Origin of the sequence: Streptococcus oralis (assembly GCF_023109195.1) — a bacterium.
Taxonomy (GTDB): domain Bacteria; phylum Bacillota; class Bacilli; order Lactobacillales; family Streptococcaceae; genus Streptococcus; species Streptococcus oralis_BV.
The window spans coordinates 1,351,226-1,376,401 of sequence record NZ_JALDUB010000001.1; the positions used below are offsets into that span (position 1 = coordinate 1,351,226).

The following is a 25,176-nucleotide window of genomic DNA, read 5'->3' on the forward strand; positions in this document are numbered from 1 at the left end:
TTATACCAAAAAATGTGAAATTCTATTACCCAAAAAGCTGTTTTTATAGTATAATAGTACGGTGCAAAAAATCAAACACTGAATAGTAGGAAAGGATAGGGGATATGAAACAAGTTTTTCTCTCAACAACAACGGAATTTAAAGAGATCGACACGCTTGAACCGGGTACTTGGATCAATCTCGTCAATCCTACACAAAATGAATCGTTGGAAATTGCCAATGCCTTTGACATTGACATTGCCGACCTCCGAGCACCGCTCGATGCGGAAGAAATGTCTCGTATTACCATTGAAGATGAGTATACTTTGATCATCGTAGACGTTCCCATCACAGAGGAAAGAAACAATCGCACCTACTACGTAACGATTCCGCTAGGGATTATCATCACCGAGGAGACCATTATCACTACCTGCTTGGAGCCCCTCCCTGTTCTCGATGTCTTTATCAACCGTAGACTCCGCAATTTCTACACTTTCATGCGTTCACGTTTTATCTTCCAGATTCTCTATCGCAACGCTGAACTTTACCTGACAGCCCTTCGTTCGATTGACCGTAAGAGTGACCAGATCGAAAGTCAACTTCACAAATCTACTCGAAACGAAGAACTGATCGAACTCATGGAATTGGAAAAGACCATCGTCTATTTCAAGGCCTCACTTAAGACAAATGAGCGCGTGATTAAGAAATTGACCAGTGCAACCAGCAATATCAAAAAATACTTAGAGGACGAAGACCTACTTGAGGATACCCTGATTGAAACCCAACAGGCCATTGAGATGGCAGATATCTATGGAAACGTCCTTCACTCTATGACAGAGACCTTTGCCTCTATCATTTCCAACAACCAGAACAACATCATGAAGACCCTGGCTCTCGTGACCATCGTCATGTCTGTCCCAACCATGATCTTCTCAGCCTACGGGATGAACTTTAAGGATAATGAAATCCCTCTAAACGGTGAACCTCACGCCTTCTGGTTAATCGTCTTTATCGCCTTTGCTATGAGTGTTTCGCTCACTCTCTATCTCATCCATAAAAAATGGTTCTAAGAGGAATCCCTATGTCTCAGATTGATCTACAAAAACTAACCAAAAAAAACCAAGAGTTTATCCATATCGCTACCCAACAATTTATCAAAGATGGTAAAACAGACGCTGAAATCAAGACCGTCTTTGAGGAAGTCATTCCTAAAATCCTTGAAGAGCAAGCCAAAGGAACGACTGCACGTTCCCTCTACGGGGCTCCAACTCACTGGGCTCACAGTTTCACAGTCAAGGAACAGTACGAAAAAGAGCATCCAAAAGAAAATGATGATCCAAAACTCATGATTATGGACTCAGCCCTTTTTATCACCAGTCTCTTTGCACTGGTTAGCGCTCTGACTACCTTCTTCTCTACAGATCAGGCTATTGGCTATGGTTTGATTACCCTCTTGTTGGTTGGACTTGTCGGAGGGGTGGCCTTCTACTTGATGTACTACTTTGTCTACCAGTATTATGGACCAGACACAGATCGTAGCCAGCGCCCTCCTTTCTGGAAATCAATCCTCGTCATCCTCGCTGCTATGCTTCTCTGGTTGGCTGTCTTCTTCGCAACAAGCTTCCTACCAGCAAACCTCAATCCAGTCCTTGCTCCATTGCCTTTGGCTATCCTGGGAGCTACCCTTCTCGCTCTTCGCTTCTATCTCAAGAAACGTTTCAATATCCGAAGTGCAAGCGCGGGCCCATCACGTTATTAAGAAAAGTGAAAAGCTATGGCATATAGTCAATCTTTAGCTCAGCAGATTCGAAAAATTCTAGCACTCAAACTTCCTCCCCAAATTTTCGAAGAAGAGTTAGAAGAAAAGAGACTGTTTGGTGGCCTGGCCTTTATGATTCGTGGGAAAATGGTCCTTACAGTCAGTTCCAGAAAGGACGAGCTGGTTATGGTGAGAATTGGCAAAGAAATGGAAAAGCAAGTTCTACCCCGAACAGGAGCTCATACTACATTGATGAGAGGGCGACCTTATCATGGCTATATAGACCTAGATATCGAAGGTCAAAAAGAACTTCCTTGCTGGATTGATTTAGCCCTATCCTATAATCAAGAGTTAACCAAGTAACTCATATCTGGTTAGATTAGAAAAACGAAAAGCAACTGCTAAGGCGGTTGCTTTTTCACTTGCTTTCTTGAGATCCAATAGAACTTCTGAGTCTCATTCTTATAGTTTTCTCTCATCTTTTGTGATAAAATAGGCTCAATCTATTTCTAGGAGGATGAGATATGATTTCTACTATTGGTATTGTTAGTTTGTCTAGTGGTGTTATCGGAGAGGATTTTGTCAAACACGAAGTCGATTTGGGTATTCAACGTCTCAAGGATTTGGGACTTAATTCTGTCTTCTTGCCCCATTCGCTAAAGGGTTTAGACTTTATCAAGGACCATCCTGAGGCACGTGCAGAAGATTTGATGCAGGCCTTTTCGGACGATAGCATCGACATGATCCTATGCGCCATCGGTGGGGATGATACCTATCGTTTACTACCTTATCTTTTTGAAAACGACCAGCTTCAAAAGGTTATCAAACAAAAGATTTTTCTTGGCTTCTCAGATACAACCATGAATCATCTCATGTTGCATAAACTAGGGGTCAAGACTTTTTATGGGCAATCCTTTCTAGCAGACATTTGTGAATTAGACAAGGAGATGTTGCCCTATAGCTTTCACTACTTTAAGGAACTGATTGAGACTGGGAGAATCTCAGAAATCCGCCCTAGCGACGTTTGGTATGAAGAACGGACTGACTTTAGTCCCACGACCCTGGGAACAGCTCGTGTCAGTCATAAAAATACTGGTTTTGACTTGTTGCAAGGAAGTGCTCAGTTTGAGGGAGAAATTCTCGGCGGTTGTCTTGAATCTCTTTATGATATCTTTGACAACTCTCGATACGCAGACAGCACGGAGCTCTGCCAAAAGTACAAACTTTTCCCTGACTTATCCGACTGGGAAGGAAAGATTCTCTTACTAGAAACAAGCGAAGAAAAGCCTGAGCCGGAAAACTTCAAACAGATGGTGCAGACTTTGAAAGAAACTGGAGTATTTGAGGTAATCAGTGGACTCTTGGTCGGAAAGCCAATGGATGAAACCTTCTATGACGACTATAAGGAAGCACTATTGGATATCATTGATAACAATATCCCGATTGTCTATAATCTAAATGTCGGCCACGCAACGCCAAGAGCCATTGTTCCCTTTGGCTTTCACGCCTATGTAGATGCACAGGAGCAAGTCATTCGCTTTGACGATAACAAAAAATAAACAATTTCTCCATTTTTGTGCTTTGGTATTGATTTTCGTTACAATTTGTGTCTGAATTTATTGCATTTTGCTTATTTCTATGATATCTTTTTAAAGGAGGTGTATATGACTAAACAAAAAATAAATCAAATTGTCGGTTCAATTGGAGCCTTTATCGGGATTATTGTATTTATCGCCTACATCCCACAAATTTTTGCCAATTTACAAGGCAACAAAGCTCAACCATTCCAGCCTTTATCCGCAGCAGTATCTTGTTTAATTTGGGTTATTTACGGATGGACAAAAGAGCCTAAGAAGGATTGGATACTAATTATTCCAAACTCAGCTGGCGTTGTCTTAGGTGGACTGACATTTCTTACTGCACTATAAAAGTTACTAGCATATAATCAAAAAGCTGAGAAACTCTTCTCAGCTTTTTTCTATATTCTCAGATAATTAGACGCCTGCACTCACTTATTTCCGCTTTTCCACTCACAATCATTCTCGTGGTCGTCAATCAAACCTGCTGCTTGTAGAAAAGCCAAAACCGCAACTGGACCTGTGAATTTGAAACCACGTTTTTTGAGATCCTTGGATATTTTCTCAGATAAAGACGTTTTAGCTGGGGCTAAGCGATAGTCGGGGACATCATTGATGATGGTTTGTCCATTGACAAAAGACCAGAGATAGGCATCAAAGGAGCCATATGCTTCCTGAACTTGTAAAAATGCTTGGACATTGGAGCGTGTCGCAAAGAGCTTGGCACGATTTCGGATGATGGCTGGATTCTCTAACAAGGCTTCCAACTCCCCATCTGTCATTTCCGCGACCGCTTGAATTTGATAGCCATGAAATGCTTCTCGGAAAGCCTGGCGTTTGTTGAGTACCGTTTCCCAAGATAGACCAGCCTGATAAGTCTCCATACAGAGCAGTTCAAAAAGAGCGCGGTCATCATGAAGGGGTTGCCCCCACTCCTCATCATGATAGGCTACATATAAGGGATTATTCATTTTTACCCAACCACAGCGTTTTGGCATATTATACTCCTATTTGACCAACATCTTAAGGGCCGACTTGATATAGTTCTCTGCTGTATCCGTCGTTCCTTCAAAGAATTTCTTGATTTTCTTAAGTTCAGTCGCCTTGTAGCCCAGTGCCAGCATGGCTTCCATAGCTTCTTCCAGTTCTTGGTTTTCAGCGCTGGTTTGCACTGCGACCTTGGAAGGAAGGTCATCACTAGCCACGACTACCTTGCCTTCCAAGTCCAGCACCATCTGCTGGGCTGTTTTCTTGCCAATTTTAGGGAACTTGGTCAAGTAGGTGATGTTCTTAGTCTCGATCGCTTGAACCAAGCCAGCATTGTCATCAGCTGCGATGATAGCAAGAGCTGACACAGGACCAATCCCTGAGACCGAGATCAGACTGAGAAAGAGCTTTTTCTCATCTTCTGAGCGAAAACCGTAGAGCAGATGGGCATCCTCACGAACAACTTGGTGCACATAAATCTGAGTTTCTTGATTGACCTGACCTGAGTAGGCATAGGGATTGGCTACATGCAAGATATAACCGATAGAGTTGACTTCCAATACGATGTACTTGGCTGTAATTTTACTGATGATTCCTTTAAAATATTCGTACATTATTTTCACTTTCTATAATTGATTTGCAATTCCGTGTAAATGCGCTGCTCTGATGATAAGAAGCAGCCCAAGTACTGCACACACAATAAAAACGAGCCAAACACCTACAGCACCTGTTGCAGCGCTGATAGAAATCATCGCCCCCGCTAAAATAGACGCTAAAGGCTGCGCCATATTAAGGAAACCTGAGTAGGTTCCGAGCTTATTCTCATTCATCATTTCCGCCCGCAAAACTTGGCTTGGCGGCATGCAGATGAGTTCCCCCATAGTATAGAGAATGGCTAGCAAAAACAGAGCCCAGAAACTCCTGAAGACAATGGTGAAAAGCATACCCAAGTCAAAGATAATACTTCCCAATAAAAACTGCGGTATGAGCTTCATTTCCTTGGTCAAACGATTGGCAGTCGTTATGAAGCAAACAATAATCAGGGTATTGATAAAGACCATGATACTGAGCATCTTAGCTCCTGAAATATGAATACCGAAAATACTACTCGCGATGAATGACTCTTTCAAATGAACGGGTATATAATTGTCAATTTGCAACCAGATAACTCCATTAAATACAGTCCCTAACGTATAAAGTAGGAAAATTTTGTCCTGAAAAACAGAAACATAATTTTTCACAGTTGCCAAAGGACTGCTACCATGCTCAAAGACCAGATTAGCTGGCTTGCTTTCTGAAAAATATTTCCAAGCGAGGAAAAAATTCAAGAAGCTAATCACCGTCAAAACCAGAAGCAACTCAAAAAAATGGTGGTCGTAAAAGAAACCTGCAAGCCCTGCTCCTAACATAACGGATACATTGACAAACCAATAACTAATCGTATAAACGAAACGGCGATTTTGCTCGTCGGTCAAATCAATAATCATCGCATCAATAGCCGGCCAAGAGAAAGTTCCTGCGGTCTCTGCCAGCAACATTCCGACAAAAGTCAAAAAGGGAAAAATATGATTAGGCATATTTGCCAGCAGCACAAGAAAGTAGCCACTCGCAAGACCAAAGTTTCCCCAGTCAATGACTTTCTTACGTCCCCAAAGATCCGCCAAATGTCCACCATACAGCCCAGCTAAAAAACCAATGAGTTTGGTTGTGATCATCAATAACCCCGCCCAAAAGGCTCCAAAATATTGAACATAGTACATGGCCATAAAAGGAGTAATGGCACTCTCTAAAATCCGTGCTACAAAGCTCATCCATTCCCGCATTTGAATTTGCTTGGGGAGGGCAAAAAATTCTTTCATCTTTCATTCCTTTTTCATAATTTCTTCGCTTTTTCTTACCTAGTATATCATATTTTTTTGCTGAAAACTGCAAACACAAGTGCAACCTCTGGTTGACAAATAGTACAGGAGATTGTATTCTCATAATAAGTAAAAATTGTTAGGATAAAAGAAGAAAAAGGAGGATAGAGTGATGAAACTCGCAGAAAAACTATTTGAGCTCAGAAAGGAAAAAGGTTGGTCCCAAGAAAAGCTAGCAGAACAAATCAATGTTTCTCGGCAAAGCATCTCCAAATGGGAGTCTGGACAAGTCCTTCCTGAAATTGAAAAAATCATTGAAATAAGCAAGATTTTTCAAGTGACAACTGACTATCTCTTACTGGATGAAAACTCTGAAAAAACTTCTACAGAAGTGATTTTGGAGGGAGACAAGGACAAATACTATAAAAAGGTTAAATCCTTTGGTCTCTGGCAGGTGATTTATATTTTCGTATTGGCTCTGGCTATCTATCTCTTTTTAGCTGGTTCTAGTTTTCCAGCTGAATTCACTGCTTGGATCTGGCTGACCTTCGTTCTCTTGATTGCGTCTGCAGTTGCTATCAACAAGGCTCTCAAAACCAAACAACGTTATCTTGATAGGGTAATTGGCCTTGAGAATCATTCAGACCATGACGACTCTACAAAATCTTGAATCACCTAGTTCAGTTTTCACAACACTTTTTATAGGACTGGTCTTGTCAAGCAAGTGTAAACCTCGTGTCAACTTGCCCATGTCCAATCAAAGTTCCCACTTTAATAAAATTTTAAAGCCTTGTTCGAAAAGGAACAAAGGCTTTTTGTGTTCTTAATATTTTCCCAACTCACGAAGACTCGTATGATTTTCCTGAATGCGTCGGAACATCTTTCCCATATCCGACTTGGTGAAATGCACCAAAACAGGACGTCCATGCGGACAGTTATAGGGGTTGTCACATTGAGAAAGCTGATAAAGGAGCTGTCTAGCTGAGTGGTCGTCGATACGATGGTTGGCCTTGATAGACCGCTTGCAGGACATCATGATGGCTAACTCTGCTCGGTATTTTTTGATCGAAACTTCCTTGGTCAAGAGCAGCATGTCGCACATTTCATAGATGCCTGACTCAATCTCTTCTTCTGACATCCAAATAGGATGTTCACGCAGTATAAATTGATTTTCTCCGTACTCTGCTAAAAATACACCCACTTCCTCCAAAAGTGCCATTCTTTCCTTGAGACGAAGAGCATCATCTGCAGGAAATTCAAAGATGTAGGGCACTAGGAGTTGCTGCTGGCTCTGGTCAACATTGCCGATGCTTTCACGGTATTCCTCGTACTTGACTCGTTCCTGAGCCGCGTGCTGGTCTATGATGTAGAGTCCATCTCGCCCTTGGGCAAAAAGATAGGTCCCGTGCATCTGTCCGAAGAACTCCAACTCTGGGAAACTCGATGCTTCTTCTCGCTCCAGCTTATCATAAGCCTTATCGAGGCTAGCAAGATCTAACTCTGGATGGTCTAATTGGCCATAGTTAGCAGGCTTTCTCTCTGCAAAATGCAGTTTTGCTGGCTTAGTCAATTGGTCTAAAGTTTCTTTAGCAAACAGGGGTAGGTCCCTACCCTCCTCAGTTAATTCAACCTGGTGGTCAGCCACCTCAGCTTGACTAGGTTTTGAGAGTTCTGTTTTTTCATAGTAAAGCGTATTTTCTTTGAGTGGGAGAATAGTTTGCTCTACCTTTTGACGATTGCGCACGGTCGACTTGGCAAGATTTTCTAAAGCATCAGGAATCAAGGCTTGTTCCTTGAGACTATTTGAAATAGCTTCTGAAAGCAGCGCCATCAGTTCTCTTTCCTTAGAAATCCGCACTTCTTGTTTGGTTGGATGCACATTGACATCAGCTAGATAGGGGTCAATATGGATGTGAATGACAGCCAGTGGAAAACGCCCTACCATAAGCTTGCTTCCGTAACCATCCAAAATAGCACGGTTGAGCAAGAAGTTCTTGATATAACGGCCATTGATGAAGAGGCTGATATAGTTACGATTTGCTCGGGTTAATTCAGGTAAAGACACAAAACCTGTAATTTCAAAATCTAAGTCAGAGTTCTCAATTTCAATCATCTTCTTGGCACTCGCCAAACCATAAATCCCTGCGATGGCTTGTCGCAGTTGACCAGTCCCTGCTGTCCGCGTCATTTCCTTGCCATCACTGATTAAACTAAAAGAAATCTCAGGATGAGCCAATCCCAGACGGTTGACAATATCAATGATATGAGACAGCTCCGCTTGCTGGCTCTTCATATACTTGAGACGGGCAGGTGTGTTGAAAAAGAGGTCCTCCACACAAACTTTGGTCCCCACAGGACTAGTCGCTGGGATGACTTCCTCAACTTCACCCCCACGCGCAACGAGCTTGGTCCCATGACTCGCACCATCCACCGCGGTCAACAGAGTCAAGACACTGACAGACGCGATAGAGGGCAGGGCTTCACCACGAAAACCAAGCGTCCGAATCCGAAAGAGGTCTGCTTGATTTTTTATCTTACTGGTCGCATGACGACGCAGGGCCAACTCCACCTCATCGTGGGCAATTCCATGACCATTATCAGTGATTTGAATTTTCTTGAGACCAGCTTCCTCAATCTCAATGATAATCTGGCTAGAACCCGCGTCAATGGCATTTTCTACCAACTCTTTGACTACACTGGCAGGACGTTCGATAACCTCCCCTGCCGCGATCTGGTTTGCCAGCACCTCTGGCAATTCAATAATATGAGACATCTTTCAGCCCCTTTCTGTATCTATTTTCCTAGAAATTGATTAGTGCTATTATACCATATTTCATATGTTACCAGAAAAAGCAAATACCACATAGACTCCAAATCTCTCCACATAGACAAAAGCTCTTGCCATGGGTCGTAAAATAGTGGTATACTCAATAAAAATCAAAGAGCAAACTAGAAAGCTAGGCGCAGACAGTACTTTAGTACGGCAAGACGACGCTGACGTGGTTTGAATTTGATTTTTGAAGAGTATTAATAAAGGTGTACAAGAAGTGAGATTAACCTTGTATAACTGAAAAGGAGGGAAGTTTATGAAAGTAGAACTACAGATTAAGGAGACATACAAGGAAGAAAAGCTGATTGTCCAAGCACCTCAAGAAACCAAAAAAGTCCAAAAAGTCATCGAATTTGCTGAAAATCTTGACCAAAAAGAAACAATCAAAGGAAAGATTGATGATCAGGTCTATCTAGTTAAGATTGGTAAGATACAACGCTTCTATATCGAGAATCGCAAGGTTTTAGCAGAAACGTCGAGTCAGACCTACAGCATTGATTTGCGACTCTATCAAGTTCTTGAAATTCTACCGACCACTTTTATCCAAATTTCCCAATCTGAAATCGTCAATATCGACTCCATCTCTCATCTCAAGCTCACGCCCAACGGTCTGGTTGAAATTTTCTTAAAAAACGAAAGCTTCACCTACTCTTCACGCCGCTACCTAAAAACCATCAAGGAGAAATTAGAACTATGAAAAAACAAATCTTTCACGATGCAGCCGCTGGTGTACTTATCGGCCTCATCCTCTCTATCCTCTTTTCACTCATTTATGCCCCAAATACCTATGCCCCACTGAGCCCCGATTCTCTAGTCGGACAAGTGATGGTGCAACATCAGGTTCACGGTGCCTTGGCCTTGCTCTACTGTATGATCATCTGGTCAGCTATCGGAGTTCTCTTTAGCTTTGGCGGTCGCTTATTCAGCCGTGACTGGAGCTTGCTCCGTGCGACGCTTTCCCATTTCTTCCTCATGCTGGCTGGCTTTGTCCCACTGGCAACTCTAGCTGGTTGGTTCCCTTTCCACTGGACCTTCTATCTCCAGCTCATTCCAGAGTTTGCGATTGTCTACCTCATCATCTGGGCTATTCTCTATAAAAGAGAAGCTAAAAAAGTAGACCACATCAATCAACTCTTGGCCCATAAAAAGTAATAGAGAAAAATCCCACTCACAAACACATGAGTGGGGTCCTTTTTATAATTTTTGTTTAAGCTCAACTAAGACATTCATAGCCTGCATCGGTGTCATATTGTACACATCCAGTTTAGCTAATTCTGCTAGAATAGGATGCTCTTCAGGGGTATCAAAGAGTGACATCTGTTCAGTAACAGCACTTGTTTCTCTCATTGGAGCAGGACTTTCCGTCCCTTGATTCTCCAGTTGAGTCAATATCTTATCCGCCCTTGCTAAAAGTTCTCCTGGTAAGCCAGCAATCTTAGCAACATGGATACCATAGGATTTGTCAGCTGGTCCTGGTTCGATCTTGTGAAGGAAGGTGACCTGCCCATCCTGCTCCAAGGTTGCCACATGGACATTAACCAAGTGTTCCAAACTGGACTCCAGACTGGTCAACTCATGGTAGTGGGTCGCAAAGAGGGTCTTGGCTCCGATATGTTCATGAATGTATTCGATGATGGACTGGGCAAGAGCCATCCCGTCATAAGTTGCAGTTCCCCGTCCCAATTCATCAAAGAGAATGAGAGAGTTCTGGGTCGCATGCGAAATGGCATTGTTGGCCTCCATCATCTCCACCATAAAGGTTGATTGACCTGAAACCAAGTCATCTGCTGCTCCGATACGGGTAAAGATAGCATCGAAGATAGGCAAATGGGCGCTTTCTGCTGGCACATAAGAACCCAGCTGGGCCATAACCGCAGTCATGGCTAACTGGCGCATGTATGTTGATTTCCCACTCATGTTGGGTCCTGTAATTAGCTGAATACTCGTATCTTCTGCCATCTGGATACTATTTGGAATATAGGTCTGAGCTCCCATAACCTTTTCAACGACAGCATGGCGTCCTTTCTGGATATCAATTTGTGAATCGTCTCCAAACTCAGGTTGGATCAAATGCTGGGTTTCAGCCACAACTGCGAGACTTTGCAAGACATCAACCGTCGCAATTCCTTGGGCTAAAGCCTGCAAACGCTGGATGTACTTGCTGACTTCCTCACGGATACGCATAAAGATTTCATATTCTAGGTTGGCTGACTTCTCACGCGCCTCCAGCATATCTCCCTCGATACGGGCTAACTCCTCTGTCCCAAAGCGTTCCGAGTTTTTCAGTGTTGCCTTGCGGAAAAAGTGGGCTGGAACATTTCCCAGTTGCGAATTAGTCACATGGAAATAGTAACCATCTTTTTTATTGTAGTCGATCTTGAGCGTACTGATGCCAGAGTTTTCTCTCTCCTTAGCCTCAATCTCAGCAATCCAGCTAGTCCCTTCTCTGAGGACACGACGGTACTTGTCTAAGGTCTCATCAAATCCCGTACGGATAATGCCACCTTCCGTAATCACGTGAGGAGCTTCAGGAGCAATGGCAGCACTAATCAAGCTCTCCAACTCCGGAATGGCATCCAGCTGTGCGATGAGATAGGCTAGAGCAGGCTGCTCCATGCCTTCTAAAATCGCTCGAATCCGTGGCACACTAGATAAGGTAGTCGCCAGTTGCAAGAGATCCTTTGGATTGGTCTTGCCAAAAGAAACCCGACTAGCCAAACGTTCGATGTCATAAACACCCTTGAGACTGTCTGTCAAATCACTACGCTCAAAGAAGTGGTCAAGAAAGACCTGCACCACCTCTTGACGTTGGACGATTCGTTCCTTATCAATCAAGGGACGATGGATCCAAGAGCGCAAGAGCCGCATGCCCATAGCTGTTTTGGTTTCATCCAAAAGCCAGAAAAGACTCCCCTGCTTCTTGCCTGAACGGGCATTCTCAACCAAATCCAGACTAGCCTTGGTCGCATAATCCATCTGCAAGAAATCTTTAATTTCATAGCGGATAACTGGTTTGAGATGGTTCAATTCTCGCATCTGGGTACGGTGAACATACTGGAGGAGCTTACTAGCTGCCGCTTGCTCCACAGCTGCCAAACGTGAATCCAGTAAATGAAGGTCCTCAAAGCCTTCCTTCTCATAGGAAAGCACCAGATTCATCTGGCGACTGAGAATTTGTTCTTCTTCCTCAGACAAGTCATAACCCAGCACCACTTCTCGCGCCTTGAGGTTACGGACTTCCCCACAAACCAACGTGAAATCCAATAGCCCCGTCACATAAAAGTCACCCGTCACCAAATCCATATAAGCCAGACCAAATTGATTGCCATCACAATCTAAGGAAACCAAGAAATTATTCTGACTATCCGGCTTACTGCTATCAACGACCGTTCCAGGTGTGATGACCTGGACCACCTCTCGCTTGACAACACCAACTGCTTGTTTGGGATCTTCCATCTGCTCGGCTATGGCTACCTTATAGCCCTGCTCAATCAGAACATCGATATACTGCTGGGCAGAATGATAGGGGACGCCCGCCATAGGTATCGGATTTTCTGCATTTTTATTCCGACTCGTTAAGGAAATTTCTAAAATCTGTGCTGCATTAATTGCATCTTCATAGAACAACTCGTAAAAATCACCCATTCGAAAAAGCAAAAAAGCATCTGGGTATTGTTTCTTAATATCCACATACTGTTGCATGCCGGGTGATAGCGTTTCTGTTGCCATTTTCCGTCTCTCCTTGCTAAAAATAAGTCTTGAGAGCACCTCCCAAGACCTTATTTATCTTTCATCAAATCTAGCAAACGATCTTCCATCAGCTTGGCAACGTGCTGGTCTCGACAAATAACCAATAAGGTATTAGCACCAGCAACCGTTCCTAAAATCCATTCATCCTTGTTTGCATCTACAATGTTTGCTAAGACTGCAGCTTCCCCAAGTTTGGTATGAAGTACCAAGGTGAACTCTGCTCTTGCAACACCTTCTAAATGATGAGACAAAAACTCAACTAAATCAATCTTATCTGTCTCATTTGCTAGTACATAATACACCATATCATTTTTCTTAACCTTGGTCAAGCCGATTTCACGCAAATCACGCGACAAAGTCGTTTGTGTCACATAAACATTACGAGCTTCTAAACGATCTTGAATCTCTTTTTGTGTCCCAAGTTTTTCTTCGGTGATCATCTTTTTAATCAATTGATGCCGTTCTCTTTTTCTCATATTATCCTCTTAAGTGAATATTTATAACAAGTTTTACATTTATTTTATAACTACATTATACCAAAAAAAATAGATAATTCAAAAAAATTCTTTTCTTTCTCAAAAAATGTAGTAAATTGTGTTAAAATAGTAAAAAAGCCCAAAAGGAGCCCTTATGAATACAAAAGAATTGATTGCTAGCGAGTTGGCTAGCGTCATTGATAGCCTGGATCAAGAGGCTATTTTAAATTTACTGGAAACACCTAAAAACTCAGAAATGGGAGACATCGCCTTCCCTGCCTTTTCTCTAGCAAAGGTCGAGCGTAAAGCTCCTCAAATGATTGCAACAGATATTGCTGAAAAAATCAATAGTCAAGCCTTTGAAAAGGTTGTCGCTACTGGACCTTACGTCAACTTTTTCCTTGATAAATCTGCTATTTCGGCTCAGGTATTACAGGATGTTATCACTGAAAAAGAACACTATGCCGACCAAACCATTGGCAAGCAAGAAAATGTCGTCATCGACATGTCTAGTCCCAATATCGCAAAACCATTCTCTATTGGGCACTTGCGTTCAACGGTTATCGGGGATAGCTTGTCACATATTTTCCAAAAAATCGGTTATCAAACGGTCAAGGTCAACCACCTAGGAGACTGGGGCAAACAGTTTGGAATGTTGATCGTTGCCTACAAGAAATGGGGAAATGAGGAAGCCGTTAAAGCGCATCCAATAGATGAACTTCTTAAACTCTACGTTCGCATCAATGCTGAAGCTGAAAAAGACCCTAGCTTGGATGAAGAAGCACGCGAATGGTTCCGCAAACTGGAAAATGGAGACGAGGAAGCCTTAGCTCTCTGGCAATGGTTCCGTGATGAAAGTTTAGTGGAATTCAACCGCCTTTACAATGAATTGCAAGTCAAATTTGACAGCTACAACGGAGAAGCCTTTTACAATGATAAGATGGATGCTGTTGTAGACTTTCTTGCTGAAAAAGGACTTCTTGTTGAGTCAGAGGGAGCCCAAGTTGTCAATCTTGAGAAATATGGAATTGAACATCCAGCCCTTATCAAGAAATCCGATGGTGCAACTCTCTATATCACACGTGACTTGGCTGCAGCCCTTTACCGTAAAAAGGAATACCAATTTGCAAAATCCATCTATGTTGTTGGTCAAGAGCAATCTGCCCACTTCAAACAACTCAAGGCAGTATTACAAGAGATGGGTTACGATTGGAGCCAAGACATTGTCCATGTTCCGTTTGGATTGGTAACAAAAGAAGGGAAAAAACTCTCTACTCGTAAAGGAAATGTCATCTTACTAGAGCCTACTATTGCAGAGGCTGTTAGTCGTGCCAAGGCCCAAATCGAAGCGAAAAATCCTGAGTTAGAAAATAAAGACCAGGTTGCCCACGCTGTTGGAGTTGGGGCTATCAAGTTCTATGATCTTAAGACCGACCGTACAAATGGATATGACTTCGACCTTGAAGCTATGGTATCCTTTGAAGGAGAAACTGGACCTTACGTTCAATACGCCTACGCTCGTATCCAATCTATCTTGCGCAAAGCCGATTTCAAACCAGATACAGCTAGCAACTATAGCCTGAATGATGCTGAAAGCTGGGAAATCATCAAGCTCATCCAAGACTTCCCACGTATTATCAATCGTGCAGCAGATAACTTTGAACCTTCTATCATTGCGAAATTTGCGATTGGTTTGGCTCAAGCATTTAACAAATATTATGCACATACACGTATCCTAGATGAAAGTCCTGAGCGCGACAGTCGTCTGGCCCTCAGCTACGCAACCGCAGTCGTCCTCAAAGAAGCTCTTCGTTTGCTCGGAGTAGAAGCGCCGGAGAAGATGTGATTCAGTACTAACAATTGGAACTAAAGTTCCTAATTGTTAGACGCTAGCCGCTTATATGCGGGCTAGCTAACTGCTTCACTAGTCATGACCCCTAAATATAATCGATTTAGAGGTCATGACGTCGTAACTATGGTGATTTGGCTAGGCGCTTCACTAACTTATCAAACCAAATAACAGCGATTTAGTTGGGTTTAGGTTCTAATCTTTTAAATTACTTGAAAGCAATCTGAAAGATTGAGGCAAAATAACATTTATATTTTGTTCGGCCTTGCAGCTGTTCAATGAAATAATTTATTCACTTTTACTATTTATCACACTGGGAGATTTCCTATGAGCCAATATGCTTATATCCTCGTTGTACTTAGCTTGGTTTTCCTTTTTCTGCTCAATAAGTACGAGAAGGAAAGACTTCAAAGACTCTACCAAGAGCAACTCTTGAAGGATGAGACATTTAGGTCTGACATCAAAGAGAAAATTCACACGACTGAAAATATCAATGATGTCATTGCACATATCAATAAAACTTACCATCTGGGAATGTTGCTCTCAAAAGACGTCACAGATCAATTGAAATAATTAAAATCCGAGAAGCTTTCTTCTCGGATTTTTTAGGCTTACCATATTCTCCTTGGAGAAATTTCATTAATACATGTAAAGTTTTCTGTAATTTTCTATATTTTTTCAAAATGGCCTTGCATTTCTTTTAAGATTTTTGTAGAATAGTAGCTATCTATTCAGATTATTCTGAAAATTCAAAAATAGGAGCGTTTATTATGTCACAAGTTACGTTATCAAACCAGTCAACCTGGGCAAGCAAACTAAAGGCAATGGGGCCAGGAATTCTAATGGCTTCTGCAGCCGTTGGAGGTTCTCATATCGTATCCTCTACTCAAGCTGGTGGTTCTTATGGGTGGTCACTACTCCTCTTGGTTATCTTGGCCAATGTTTTTAAATATCCATTTTTCCGTTTTGGAGCCGAATATACTGCCGACACTGGTAAAACCTTGGTGGAAGGTTATGCCGAAAAAGGAAAACTCTATCTCTGGATTTTCTTTGTCCTCAACGTCTTCTCTGCCATGGTTAATACAGCTGGAGTCGCTATCCTTTGCTCAGCTATCATCGCTAGCGCTTTCCCAATGATTGGTCTTAGCATCACTCAATGGTCCCTTATCCTTGTTGCAGTCATTTGGGCCATGCTACTCTTTGGTGGCTACAAACTATTGGATGGTATGGCAAAATGGATCATGTCTGCTTTGACCATTGCAACAGTTCTTGCAGTTATTATTGCAGCAATTAAACATCCAGAATACAGCTCTGATTTTGTCGAAAAGACACCTTGGCAAATGGCGGCCCTCCCTTTCATCGTTTCCCTCTTAGGATGGATGCCTGCTCCTATTGAGATTTCTGCCATCAATTCACTCTGGTCTGCTGAAAAGAAAAAGACTGTCAACTTTAATACAGAGGACGCCCTTTTCGACTTTAACGTTGGTTACATTGGAACTGCTATCCTAGCTGTATTCTTCGTGGCACTAGGAGCACTGATTCAGTATCCTACAGGACAGGCAGTTGAAGCCGCTTCAGCTAAGTACATTTCTCAGTTTGTGGGTATGTATGCCTCTGTTCTTGGAGAATGGTCCCGTTATTTGATTACCTTTATCGCCTTTCTTTGTATCTTTGGAACGGTCATCACCGTTATCGATGGCTACTCTCGTGTCAATCAGGAATCGCTGCGACTCTTGATTCGTCAAAAAGAGGATACTCGCAAATCTTTGAACATCTGGATGACCATTACCGCTATCATTGGTATCGTAATTATTAAATTCTTTGCTGGACAAGTTTCCACCATGCTTCGCTTTGCTATGATCGGTTCTTTCCTGACAACACCATTCTTCGCTCTTTTGAACTATGTTTTGGTGACACGTGAGAATAAAAATCTTCCTTCTTGGCTAAAACTCCTCGCTATCGCAGGATTGATTTTCCTCTTTGGCTTTGCTATTTTCTTTATCTATGCACTTGCCATCGGAAAAGCAGGATAGTTTATAAAATGGCACCCTTACGGGGTGCTTTTTGCATACTCAAAAGCAGTTGAAAATCTCAACTGCCCCTCAGTACTACTTTATTTTTCTGTCTCTAACTCATACAAGTCTGCAATGATTGCTGCGACTTTTTTAATATCTCCCAGCATCCCACGCATTTCAAAGTCTGCTAGGACCGGGAAGCCAAAGCGCTGGCTATACTGCTTGGCTGTCAGACAGTATTGATTGTTAAAATTGCGATTACCAGATCCCACCACCCCAAAACACTTACTGGCATTGTCTCCATAGGCGATAAAATCACCCACTGGAGTCGTTAGGATCTCAACATCGCCGTTATCGACACCATTTCCACCTTCTAGATAGGTTGGTAAAAAGGCGACATAGGGGTGATCCATCTCAAAGAAATCTTTCCCTTCCTTGACCAAATCCTTGATATGGATCTTTTGGACCTCAATCCCTTCGTGCTGGGACAAGAGATAGTCCTTGAGTCGGGTTACAAAACTCTCTGTATTCCCGCTCAAACTGATATAAACTAAGGATATTTTTTTCATATTGACCTCGATTTTTATTTTTGGATATTAAAAGAACTACCAAGATTGTAACTTGATAGTTCTCTTTTGTCAATACTTAGGCAACTTCTTCTGCTTCGACTTCTTCGGCCAAATCTTTTTGTTGGCGCCACATCTTGTAAAAGACTAAGGCTAAAAAGAGGACATTAATGATGATAAACAAAATATTCGTTCCTTGTGCTAATGCTCCCATTCCTAGGCCGAGGGTAGAATCTTTGATTAATTGAACCGCATCTTGAACATTCATATAGCTATAAACCAAACCAACAATCGCTAGTAGAACATAGCCGATATAAGCATAGTTTGCAAATTGGACGTTTTTACGAACTAAGAACACAAAGGCTACCACAACTAAAATTGCAGATAAAACAATCAACAACGTATTAAAAATAGAGTGCGATGACGCTGTTACTTGGTAAGTATAGTTAACCGTGTCTTCTATTTGCTGAGCAGTAAGCGTTCCGCTATTCGCCAGGCTAGCACGAAGCACATCTTTACTTGGCAATGGACTCAAGATTCCAAATAATGACATAGATGAAATGAGGGCTGATAGGACTAACAAGACCCAAAGATAAATAGGATTCTTTTTCATGTTTTCCTCCATAAGATATTTTGAACATTATAGCATTTTTTGTACAGGAATACAACTTTTACAAGCTGGTTTCAACTTGTTTCCGATAAGCTTTCGGTGATTTTCCGCACAATTTACGGAAAACCTTATAGAAATATCCAACATTACTATAGCCAACTGCATAGCAAATATCTTCGATGCTATCACTGGTCGAAAGTAAGAGTTGCTGCGCTGCTTTTATTCGCTGTTTATTGAGCAATTCCGCAAAGGTTGAGTTGGTTTCCCTCTTGATCAGCTGACCGAGATAGACAGGATTGATAAAGAGTTCCTTGCTAATATCCTTAAGTGAGAGCTCTTTCTGATAATCACGCCCAATCACTTCCAGAACACTCACCACATTTTCATTCATGCGGTACTGGCCAAAGAACTTGGTCAAGGTTTCTTTGATGTAGGCAACCAATTCTTCAAAGGTGTTAATGGCATGGATAGCTTTGACAATCTCGGTCATATCATCTGCTTTTAGGTGTTCAAATAAATGAAAGACATCCATGACAAACTGAGTAAAGAGCTGCTTTGTGATGGCCACGCGCGGGGTATTCTTCAAAACAACCTTCTCTAGCAGGGTTAATTCTTCGATGATTTGATTGATATTCCCTTGGATAATCACCCGATAAATCGGCTCGTAATAAGCAAACAAACTCTCGGATTTTTCTAGATTGACAGAACCGTAGAAGAGGGCTTTTTCAGCGTTGATCTTCCAATTCTCAAAGGACTGCTGGTAGGGTGCTTCAAATGGTGTCACGACGATGCCATCGAGCGGTTGATCAGAGATGAAAATCTGCCAGTCTTGCCCCAAAACATAGTAAGGAATGGTAAAAGAACCTTGCTTTTCCTTGGATAGACCAATCCACCAGCTGTCTTTACCTGACAGGTAGTTCGTAAATCCTGTCTCATCCAATTCTTGACTGAGGGTCTGACTTTGTTCCACCTTTTCCTGAAGCTGCTGCGCAATCTTTTCTAATAAATTGCCCAACTCCACCTTGTCTACTGGTTTGACCAGATAATCCACGACACTAAGGTTCATGGCTTTTTTAACGTACTCAAACTCCTGATAACCAGACAGCAAGATATAATAGGTATCTGGAAGTAGCTCTTTCATTTCCCTAATCATCTCAAGTCCGGTCTTATCTGGCATGTTGACATCGGAAATGACCACATCTACTGGATTTTTCTTAACATAGTCCAAAGCATCATCTGCGTGATTAGCTGTTGCGACGACTTGCATATCCCATTTTTCAAAGGGGATTAATCGCTTGAGCCCCTCTGTCACCATGTACTCATCGTCTACTAATAAAACTTTATACATTTCTACCCTTTCTATTCATCCTGGATAGTGATATGGTAACGAACACCTTCTTGTTCAGCTGACTCTACACTGATTTGGTAGCGATCCCCAAAGTAGAGAACAAAGCGTTCGTGTACATTTACTATTCCAATTGATTGCCGCTCCCCACTATAACTTGCCTCGTGTTCAAAACTTCTCTGAGCTAATTTTTCTTGCAAGCTAGCTAGTTTCTCAGCGGACATTCCCCGACCATTGTCTTCCACTAGGATTTCAACGAAGCCTTGGCCCTTCAAGGCTTTGATACTGATGACATTATCCGTTCTGCGATGGTCAACACCATGGGCAAAGTAGTTTTCTACTAATGGTTGGAGGGTAAATTTTGGAATCCTCATTTCTTCCAATTCTGGTGCAATCTTGAAACCATAGGCAATGGATTTAGGATAACGCACCATACAGAGATAGCTATATTTTCGGCAAAATTCCAACTCCTGCTTCAAGGTCGTTTCCCGCTCGTCGGAGATATTATTGCGTAACAAGCTGCTAAATTCATAGATAATATCTGCCAGTTCATCCTGACTTTGCATGACGGCATACATCCGTAAAAACTCCAGAGTATTGTACATAAAGTGAGGATTGATTTGAGCCTGCAGGGCTCGCATATTGGCATCTTTTTGGCTGAGCTCTAGCTGATAGATATCATGGATATTTTTTTCCAGACGATCCAACATATCATTGGTTGTTTCTGCAATGAGAAGCAACTCTTGGTCTTTTTCAGAGGTATCAATTCGAAGGCCTTCTTCTCCTTGAGCAATCACCTCGATCGAATCTACTAGGTCTACGACCTGCTTTTGGTAATTTGAAAAAGTCTGTCTAAGGGTCACGTACAAAATAATGATAAAGAGAATACTTAGCCCAATAATGACAGCTGAACTCGTCAAAGTTCCTGTAAGAACAAAATTTTTAGGAACAGCAACTCGAACCTGATAACCGTGAGAGGTGACACCTACAAACCAGTTTTCTCGCTCGGCTGAGACCTTCTCCCCAATATGGAACATCTCAGTCTCAAAAGGCGAAGTTACTGTTACAGCCATTGGGATATGACCCCGAGTATTGTCAATAGCGCCATGTAAAACATCTGGGGATAGGGAGATATAGATCACTCCTAAATCCTTGTCAGACACAGGATCGGAAACAGGAATGGCAAAACTATTGGCTGCCGGCTTAAAACCCTCCGCAGGAATTTTCTCTCCACTGCGTTTTTCTCTAGTCGAAACATACACTTCCTTATAGTCCTGAAGAACAATAGCCACTCCAGTCACAAAATCATTCCGAACATAGAGGTCATCAATATTTTCATACAGGGAAACCGAGATATAAGGCGAAGTTTTACGCTCTAATTGCCAATAGAAATAGTCTGGTGTGCTGAGACTGAAATACTTGTAAATTCCTTCGATGCGGGCCTGATTTTCAACTAAAGACTGAGCAAGTTGAGTTGACTCTCTGTGATAGTATTCCACTTCACTCACTGTCCGAGTGGTCACACGTTCTGCAACCCGTTGGGCCTCTTTCTCACGCGAGTCCCAGTCAGCATACGATAGCATAATCGCAAAACTGGCAATGACCACGATCATAACCAAACTATAAATCCGTAAAAGAGAGTGAAGCCAAAACTGCTTCATTCTATTTTGTCGCCAATTTTTCATGGATACTTTCATAAATAGGTTCCAACATATCACTGATAAAGAAATGCCACATTCCAATTCCTACAAAAAAGAGCAAGGCAGGCATATAATAACCAACTCCTACAAGGAGAGTGGACCCGAGTAAAACCTTGGCAATCGCAGGTAAGCTCATAAAAATCCCGATAAGGGATAGTTTCAAGGTATTTTGGTAGGATAAATCAAAGTACACCTGAAGTTTCAAGGAAACAGTGTAGGCTAGAAAGACAAGAGCGACTACAAGGACATTGAGAAAGGTCGCCAAGAGGTGGAAAATCGTCTGGTGGGGCAATTGAACTAGAAGGTACAAACCATAAACTAGGACAAGATCCACAAACACAAAACTATAGAAAGCCAGATTGCTCTTGACAAAATTACTCTTATACAATTCCCAAGCTTCCTTCAAATGGTAGGCTCGATAGGTATACCCATGCTCCGCATACAAACTCATCAGGGTAGCACTAGCTGGTGCCAAACCAAAGACTACTCCTCCTGCTAGTGTTAATAGCCAGAAATAAGCCGTCGCCATCATTCCCAAAAAGATACGATTAAAGACGAATTCTAGAAATTTTCCCATACTACTCTCCTTAAACTAACAATGTAACTATTATATCATATTTCAAACGTTTTCAAAAATATAGAACTCCCATTTACAATCCTCAAAAAGCGTGATACAATTGGTTTTGTTAATTCGTATCAAGGAGATTCTCATGAAGAAAAATATCTTAACCACCCTCTTGGCCGCCGTCCTCTACTTTCTCTGTGTAGGGATTGGAGTCTTCCTAGGACACCTGGTCGACCAAACAGGCAATATGTTCTACGCACCTGCCTTTTCTGCCCTTGTCGGTGGCAGTGTCTATATGCTTCTTTTGACGAAAGTCCCTCGTTTTGGCGCTATTACGACTCTAGGTCTTTTTATGGCACTTTTTTTCCTAGCTAGTAAGCATGGCGCTGGTGCCTTTCTCCCAGGACTCGCCTGTGGTCTTGCAGCAGATGCCATCGCTCGTCTCGGCCACTACAGAGACCGAATCAAAAACACCCTCTCCTTCCTCGTCTTTGCTTTTAGCACAAGTGGCCCTATCTTCCTCATGTGGATCCGTCCCAAAGCTTACGTGGCCACCTTACTTGCACGTGGGAAATCCCAAGAATACATTGACCGTATCATGGTCGCTCCAGAGTTGGACAAAATCCTTCTCTTTGTTTCGAGCATCCTCCTAGGTGCCTTGATTGGGGCTGTTATTGGCCAATTTCTAAGTCAAAAAATAGCTGATAAACTATAAGATAAAAGCCCTGAAGACTAGCTATGCCTAGTTCCAGGGCCTTTTTGTATACAATCTTAAAATTCACTATAGATAAATTCTTGAATATTCGAAAAATCGGTCACAAAACAGTAAATCACGATGCTCAAGATAACCGTATAGAAAAATAGTGTCCACAAGATTAAACGATGTGTATTAGTTAGCTTGGTTTGCAAATTTATAAAGTTCTTTTTCAACTTCCATCCATCCTTTCACTCCAACGTGCATCACGTCAAATAAAAAGTAATTATCATACTCTCTGTTTCCATAGTTTAGTACAGTTGCACCATGGCTTTTTGCGACATCTTCTATTTTTTTATAAGTTTTTTCTCGCATCTCTCTTGAGATACCCGTATAGTCATTCCATTTCCCGTTTACTGGGAAAATAATGACCTCAACTTCAATGCCCAATTCCTTGGCAACTGTCAAGAAGAGTTCCATATCTGAATATTCAGGTGACTCTAGGTAGCTCAAATCTTTATTGGAATCTTTTAGCGATGCATAGCGATCTTTTAAGTAAGTATTGTAGTAGTTATTATCAACAGCATAGTCATTATTGTCTGTTTTCCTTTTGACCTCTTCCACAAACTGAGCCGTCATCTTTTCCCAATCATAGTCTGGGGTTTTGTCTCCTAGTGAAGGATAATCTGATTTCTCATGATTTTCATAAAATTTTCGTTTGAGCTTAAAGGAATACATCGCGTTATCTAACTCTAATAGTTTTTTATCAACAATGGTTCCTTTTCCATCTATGAAATAACTTTTATATTTTTTGTAGATGTCGTTTTGTTGCTTGTTTCCTTTGGTAATCTCGATAATGCGATTGATTAGTTTTTCTTTCGTTTCTTTACTAATCTTGTCATTATCTAGCATGTGAAAAATATGTTCCTGAGAAGCCTTGTTCAAAAAGGCATCTTGATGGGTCCCATCTTTTTCAAACCACTGAACCGACTCTACTATAGCTACTTTTCGCTTACTCATTGATCCTTCAATAGAGCCCAAGGTCGTAGCCTGAATGATGTTTTGAGAATAACTAGTCCCAATCTGCATGATATTAAAATCGTTGTAGTTAAAAATTTTATTTGGATGATAGTCTTCATTTATCGTCGCAACCAACTCTGAGGAACCCATTAGAACCAGTGTATTGGGGGTGATATTGCTTGTTAGAATATCTCTACTTTTATACTTTTCATACGAGGTGTTATAACGAATACTGTTATCCTTGACTTTATAATAATCATCAATCTTCTTGACATACGTCACATTTAAAAGGGCAAGCGTCGCAATTACGAGCACAAGCGATAGTAAAAATGCTTTTAATTTAATCATCTCGTTTTATCCTATCCCTTCGATCTGTCCGATTTCTTCTCAATCTCTTATCTCTTTAAAGTCGTCAGTAAGATTTTATAGGGTTCACCCGAAAAGATAAAGAAACCAATCATAACCAAATTCATGGTCACAAACCAACTTAGTAGCTTATACCAGTTTTTGTTTTTATTTTTTTTATAAAAATTGCTTTTCTTTTGATACACTTCAAATCCAGCCATCAAGACACCATGATAAAAACCATAGACAATGTAACTAACACTAAGACCATGCCAAAAACCCATGACTAACATATTAATTATATAGGCATAGGTTGCATTGTGTAGTCTATTTTTAAACCATTTTTTCCTGATAACCTGCATCAATACTCTTGAAAATACAAAATCTCTCAACCAGGTCGACAAGGTGATATGCCATCTGGTCCAGAAATCTTTGATATCGACACTCAAGAAAGGTTTGTTAAAGTTCATCGGTGTCTGAATACCTAGAATGTTACTACTTCCAACGGCCATTAGACTGTAGCCTGCAAAGTCAAAGAACAGATACAAGGTATAGAGGTACATATACTTGATTGAATAAACGACTGTGCCAGTATTATTTAGAGCGAGTAACATCTGGTAAACATAGGTTGATAAAACAATCTTGTAAAGGAGGCCTAGAACGATACGATACACACCGTCCCCTGCTAACTCTAGATACTCTTTTCGGGGCATGACCTCGTTTATCTCTTTTAAAAATCTCCTACTCCGATCAATCGGACCAGCACTAACTGTTGGGAAAAAGAGCAAAAACTGTAGATAATCTTTTACAGTGATTTTTTCTTTGATTAAGCCATCCGATATCTCTAACATGATCTGAATGGTCTTAAAGGACATGTAAGAAATTCCAATAAAGGCCAACAAATGCAGAGAAGTCAGGGCAAAGACTTTATTGATCACCAAAGGAAGAATGGAAAGGAAAACCAGTGGTTTCAGCCACTTTGCCTCTATCCGCTGCGCTAGAAAAACCAGAAAATACTGGTAAACGATAAAGGCGAGTAAATAGACAATCATCGCTCGGCTCTTACCATAGATAGCTCCTGCAAATAAGAGGGAGAGCGCCAAAATATAGTAGTCTTTACGTTTTTCAAAAAAGTTTACCACAAAACCAATCAGTAAAACTACAAACAAGAGAAGGAAAAACTCATTCCCCTCGAAATAATTCATACCAGACAAACTCCTTTACATTATCATCTCTTCTACAGCAAACTT

Annotated in this window: 25 protein-coding genes; 12 read left to right on the forward strand and 13 right to left on the reverse strand. The window is 41.5% G+C overall.

The annotated features are described in order from the left end of the window. Positions 1 to 104 precede the first annotated feature (104 nt). The 5 genes from M1F65_RS06470 (at position 105) to M1F65_RS06490 (ending at position 3,666) form a co-directional block, all read left to right on the forward strand. A complete protein-coding gene (locus tag M1F65_RS06470; protein WP_000815616.1) occupies positions 105 to 1,049 on the forward strand; it encodes a magnesium transporter CorA family protein in 945 nt (314 codons plus the stop codon). Positions 1,050 to 1,060: 11 nt separating this feature from the next. Then, entirely contained in the window at positions 1,061 to 1,738 is a 678-nt protein-coding gene (locus M1F65_RS06475) for a DUF1129 domain-containing protein (protein ID WP_247925649.1), read from the forward strand. Positions 1,739 to 1,753: 15 nt separating this feature from the next. Beyond that, complete coding sequence (locus M1F65_RS06480; protein WP_247925650.1) at positions 1,754 to 2,101, forward strand: TfoX/Sxy family protein; 348 nt, start codon at positions 1,754 to 1,756, stop codon at positions 2,099 to 2,101. Positions 2,102 to 2,262: 161 nt separating this feature from the next. Beyond that, a complete protein-coding gene (locus M1F65_RS06485) occupies positions 2,263 to 3,297 on the forward strand; it encodes a S66 family peptidase (protein ID WP_247925651.1) in 1,035 nt (344 codons plus the stop codon). Positions 3,298 to 3,402: 105 nt separating this feature from the next. Beyond that, positions 3,403 to 3,666 carry a SemiSWEET family transporter gene (locus M1F65_RS06490; RefSeq protein WP_000166112.1) on the forward strand — a complete coding sequence of 88 codons (264 nt, stop codon included), beginning with the start codon at positions 3,403 to 3,405 and terminating at the stop codon, positions 3,664 to 3,666. A gap of 80 nt (positions 3,667 to 3,746) precedes the next feature. Here M1F65_RS06490 and M1F65_RS06495 read toward each other — a convergent pair whose 3' ends face one another. The 3 genes from M1F65_RS06495 to M1F65_RS06505 are packed head-to-tail and all read right to left on the reverse strand — an operon-like array spanning position 3,747 to position 6,161. Further along, positions 3,747 to 4,313, reverse strand: a complete 567-nt coding sequence (locus tag M1F65_RS06495) for a DNA-3-methyladenine glycosylase I (RefSeq protein ID WP_001126061.1) — start codon at positions 4,311 to 4,313, stop codon at positions 3,747 to 3,749. Positions 4,314 to 4,322: 9 nt separating this feature from the next. After that, on the reverse strand, positions 4,323 to 4,916 hold the full coding sequence (gene ruvA, locus M1F65_RS06500; RefSeq protein WP_084856516.1) for a Holliday junction branch migration protein RuvA: 594 nt from the start codon (positions 4,914 to 4,916) through the stop codon (positions 4,323 to 4,325). Positions 4,917 to 4,928: 12 nt separating this feature from the next. Beyond that, positions 4,929 to 6,161: an MFS transporter gene (locus M1F65_RS06505; RefSeq protein ID WP_125388582.1), complete on the reverse strand. Its 1,233-nt coding sequence runs from the start codon at positions 6,159 to 6,161 to the stop codon at positions 4,929 to 4,931. Positions 6,162 to 6,333: 172 nt separating this feature from the next. Between M1F65_RS06505 and M1F65_RS06510 the strand changes: the two genes are divergently transcribed. After that, positions 6,334 to 6,831 carry a helix-turn-helix domain-containing protein gene (locus M1F65_RS06510; protein ID WP_042903010.1) on the forward strand — a complete coding sequence of 166 codons (498 nt, stop codon included), beginning with the start codon at positions 6,334 to 6,336 and terminating at the stop codon, positions 6,829 to 6,831. 153 nt (positions 6,832 to 6,984) lie between these two features. Here M1F65_RS06510 and mutL read toward each other — a convergent pair whose 3' ends face one another. Then, on the reverse strand, positions 6,985 to 8,934 hold the full coding sequence (mutL, locus tag M1F65_RS06515; protein WP_042903011.1) for a DNA mismatch repair endonuclease MutL: 1,950 nt from the start codon (positions 8,932 to 8,934) through the stop codon (positions 6,985 to 6,987). 313 nt (positions 8,935 to 9,247) lie between these two features. Here mutL and M1F65_RS06520 point away from each other — a divergent pair, with 313 nt between their 5' ends. Continuing rightward, positions 9,248 to 9,688, forward strand: a complete 441-nt coding sequence (locus M1F65_RS06520) for a LytTR family DNA-binding domain-containing protein (RefSeq protein ID WP_042903012.1) — start codon at positions 9,248 to 9,250, stop codon at positions 9,686 to 9,688. Next, positions 9,685 to 10,143 (forward strand): DUF3021 domain-containing protein, encoded by a 459-nt coding sequence (locus M1F65_RS06525; RefSeq protein WP_042903013.1) that lies wholly within the window; start codon positions 9,685 to 9,687, stop codon positions 10,141 to 10,143. Before M1F65_RS06520 ends, M1F65_RS06525 begins: the two co-directional genes overlap by 4 nt. Positions 10,144 to 10,185: 42 nt before the next feature. On the opposite strand, the gene mutS is transcribed toward M1F65_RS06525, so the two are convergent. Further along, on the reverse strand, positions 10,186 to 12,720 hold the full coding sequence (gene mutS, locus M1F65_RS06530) for a DNA mismatch repair protein MutS (protein WP_247925652.1): 2,535 nt from the start codon (positions 12,718 to 12,720) through the stop codon (positions 10,186 to 10,188). A gap of 50 nt (positions 12,721 to 12,770) precedes the next feature. Continuing rightward, positions 12,771 to 13,217 (reverse strand): arginine repressor, encoded by a 447-nt coding sequence (gene argR, locus M1F65_RS06535; RefSeq protein WP_001231483.1) that lies wholly within the window; start codon positions 13,215 to 13,217, stop codon positions 12,771 to 12,773. A 154-nt stretch (positions 13,218 to 13,371) separates the two neighbouring features. Between argR and argS the strand changes: the two genes are divergently transcribed. The 3 genes from argS to M1F65_RS06550 all read left to right on the forward strand — a co-directional run bounded on the left by argS (position 13,372) and on the right by M1F65_RS06550 (position 17,099). Beyond that, a complete protein-coding gene (gene argS / locus M1F65_RS06540; protein ID WP_042903016.1) occupies positions 13,372 to 15,063 on the forward strand; it encodes an arginine--tRNA ligase in 1,692 nt (563 codons plus the stop codon). 330 nt (positions 15,064 to 15,393) lie between these two features. Then, positions 15,394 to 15,639, forward strand: a complete 246-nt coding sequence (locus tag M1F65_RS06545) for a hypothetical protein (RefSeq protein WP_000084865.1) — start codon at positions 15,394 to 15,396, stop codon at positions 15,637 to 15,639. A 197-nt stretch (positions 15,640 to 15,836) separates the two neighbouring features. After that, entirely contained in the window at positions 15,837 to 17,099 is a 1,263-nt protein-coding gene (locus M1F65_RS06550; RefSeq protein ID WP_061428230.1) for an NRAMP family divalent metal transporter, read from the forward strand. Positions 17,100 to 17,179: 80 nt separating this feature from the next. Here M1F65_RS06550 and nrdI read toward each other — a convergent pair whose 3' ends face one another. The 5 genes from nrdI to M1F65_RS06575 all read right to left on the reverse strand — a co-directional run bounded on the left by nrdI (position 17,180) and on the right by M1F65_RS06575 (position 21,879). Next, on the reverse strand, positions 17,180 to 17,650 hold the full coding sequence (gene nrdI, locus M1F65_RS06555; RefSeq protein WP_000724234.1) for a class Ib ribonucleoside-diphosphate reductase assembly flavoprotein NrdI: 471 nt from the start codon (positions 17,648 to 17,650) through the stop codon (positions 17,180 to 17,182). A gap of 76 nt (positions 17,651 to 17,726) precedes the next feature. Then, on the reverse strand, positions 17,727 to 18,260 hold the full coding sequence (locus tag M1F65_RS06560) for an ABC transporter permease (protein WP_247925653.1): 534 nt from the start codon (positions 18,258 to 18,260) through the stop codon (positions 17,727 to 17,729). A gap of 58 nt (positions 18,261 to 18,318) precedes the next feature. Then, positions 18,319 to 19,605, reverse strand: coding sequence for a response regulator transcription factor (locus M1F65_RS06565; RefSeq protein ID WP_247925654.1), 1,287 nt, complete (start codon positions 19,603 to 19,605; stop codon positions 18,319 to 18,321). An 11-nt stretch (positions 19,606 to 19,616) separates the two neighbouring features. Beyond that, positions 19,617 to 21,287 (reverse strand): sensor histidine kinase, encoded by a 1,671-nt coding sequence (locus M1F65_RS06570; protein ID WP_247925700.1) that lies wholly within the window; start codon positions 21,285 to 21,287, stop codon positions 19,617 to 19,619. Next, positions 21,265 to 21,879 (reverse strand): YesL family protein, encoded by a 615-nt coding sequence (locus M1F65_RS06575; RefSeq protein WP_049478947.1) that lies wholly within the window; start codon positions 21,877 to 21,879, stop codon positions 21,265 to 21,267. The genes M1F65_RS06570 and M1F65_RS06575 overlap by 23 nt, the downstream gene beginning before the upstream one ends. Before the next feature lie 133 nt (positions 21,880 to 22,012). Here M1F65_RS06575 and M1F65_RS06580 point away from each other — a divergent pair, with 133 nt between their 5' ends. Next, entirely contained in the window at positions 22,013 to 22,582 is a 570-nt protein-coding gene (locus tag M1F65_RS06580) for an MptD family putative ECF transporter S component (RefSeq protein ID WP_049478948.1), read from the forward strand. Between the two features lie 174 nt (positions 22,583 to 22,756). Here M1F65_RS06580 and dltD read toward each other — a convergent pair whose 3' ends face one another. Further along, positions 22,757 to 23,929 carry a D-alanyl-lipoteichoic acid biosynthesis protein DltD gene (gene dltD / locus M1F65_RS06585; RefSeq protein ID WP_247925655.1) on the reverse strand — a complete coding sequence of 391 codons (1,173 nt, stop codon included), beginning with the start codon at positions 23,927 to 23,929 and terminating at the stop codon, positions 22,757 to 22,759. 47 nt (positions 23,930 to 23,976) lie between these two features. Beyond that, the gene (gene dltB, locus M1F65_RS06590; RefSeq protein WP_049477566.1) at positions 23,977 to 25,131 is read right to left on the reverse strand and encodes a D-alanyl-lipoteichoic acid biosynthesis protein DltB; all 1,155 of its coding nucleotides are present in this window, start codon (positions 25,129 to 25,131) and stop codon (positions 23,977 to 23,979) included. Positions 25,132 to 25,176: the final 45 nt, after the last annotated feature.

Coding starts and splice junctions, on each gene's coding strand:
- M1F65_RS06470 (WP_000815616.1), top strand. CDS start 105: ATGAAACAAGTTTTTCTCTCAACAACAACGGAATTTAAAGAGATCGAC.
- M1F65_RS06475 (WP_247925649.1), top strand. CDS start 1,061: ATGTCTCAGATTGATCTACAAAAACTAACCAAAAAAAACCAAGAGTTT.
- M1F65_RS06480 (WP_247925650.1), top strand. CDS start 1,754: ATGGCATATAGTCAATCTTTAGCTCAGCAGATTCGAAAAATTCTAGCA.
- M1F65_RS06485 (WP_247925651.1), top strand. CDS start 2,263: ATGATTTCTACTATTGGTATTGTTAGTTTGTCTAGTGGTGTTATCGGA.
- M1F65_RS06490 (WP_000166112.1), top strand. CDS start 3,403: ATGACTAAACAAAAAATAAATCAAATTGTCGGTTCAATTGGAGCCTTT.
- M1F65_RS06495 (WP_001126061.1), bottom strand. CDS start 4,313: ATGCCAAAACGCTGTGGTTGGGTAAAAATGAATAATCCCTTATATGTA.
- ruvA (WP_084856516.1), bottom strand. CDS start 4,916: ATGTACGAATATTTTAAAGGAATCATCAGTAAAATTACAGCCAAGTAC.
- M1F65_RS06505 (WP_125388582.1), bottom strand. CDS start 6,161: ATGAAAGAATTTTTTGCCCTCCCCAAGCAAATTCAAATGCGGGAATGG.
- M1F65_RS06510 (WP_042903010.1), top strand. CDS start 6,334: ATGAAACTCGCAGAAAAACTATTTGAGCTCAGAAAGGAAAAAGGTTGG.
- mutL (WP_042903011.1), bottom strand. CDS start 8,934: ATGTCTCATATTATTGAATTGCCAGAGGTGCTGGCAAACCAGATCGCG.
- M1F65_RS06520 (WP_042903012.1), top strand. CDS start 9,248: ATGAAAGTAGAACTACAGATTAAGGAGACATACAAGGAAGAAAAGCTG.
- M1F65_RS06525 (WP_042903013.1), top strand. CDS start 9,685: ATGAAAAAACAAATCTTTCACGATGCAGCCGCTGGTGTACTTATCGGC.
- mutS (WP_247925652.1), bottom strand. CDS start 12,720: ATGGCAACAGAAACGCTATCACCCGGCATGCAACAGTATGTGGATATT.
- argR (WP_001231483.1), bottom strand. CDS start 13,217: ATGAGAAAAAGAGAACGGCATCAATTGATTAAAAAGATGATCACCGAA.
- argS (WP_042903016.1), top strand. CDS start 13,372: ATGAATACAAAAGAATTGATTGCTAGCGAGTTGGCTAGCGTCATTGAT.
- M1F65_RS06545 (WP_000084865.1), top strand. CDS start 15,394: ATGAGCCAATATGCTTATATCCTCGTTGTACTTAGCTTGGTTTTCCTT.
- M1F65_RS06550 (WP_061428230.1), top strand. CDS start 15,837: ATGTCACAAGTTACGTTATCAAACCAGTCAACCTGGGCAAGCAAACTA.
- nrdI (WP_000724234.1), bottom strand. CDS start 17,650: ATGAAAAAAATATCCTTAGTTTATATCAGTTTGAGCGGGAATACAGAG.
- M1F65_RS06560 (WP_247925653.1), bottom strand. CDS start 18,260: ATGAAAAAGAATCCTATTTATCTTTGGGTCTTGTTAGTCCTATCAGCC.
- M1F65_RS06565 (WP_247925654.1), bottom strand. CDS start 19,605: ATGTATAAAGTTTTATTAGTAGACGATGAGTACATGGTGACAGAGGGG.
- M1F65_RS06570 (WP_247925700.1), bottom strand. CDS start 21,287: ATGAAAAATTGGCGACAAAATAGAATGAAGCAGTTTTGGCTTCACTCT.
- M1F65_RS06575 (WP_049478947.1), bottom strand. CDS start 21,879: ATGGGAAAATTTCTAGAATTCGTCTTTAATCGTATCTTTTTGGGAATG.
- M1F65_RS06580 (WP_049478948.1), top strand. CDS start 22,013: ATGAAGAAAAATATCTTAACCACCCTCTTGGCCGCCGTCCTCTACTTT.
- dltD (WP_247925655.1), bottom strand. CDS start 23,929: ATGATTAAATTAAAAGCATTTTTACTATCGCTTGTGCTCGTAATTGCG.
- dltB (WP_049477566.1), bottom strand. CDS start 25,131: ATGAATTATTTCGAGGGGAATGAGTTTTTCCTTCTCTTGTTTGTAGTT.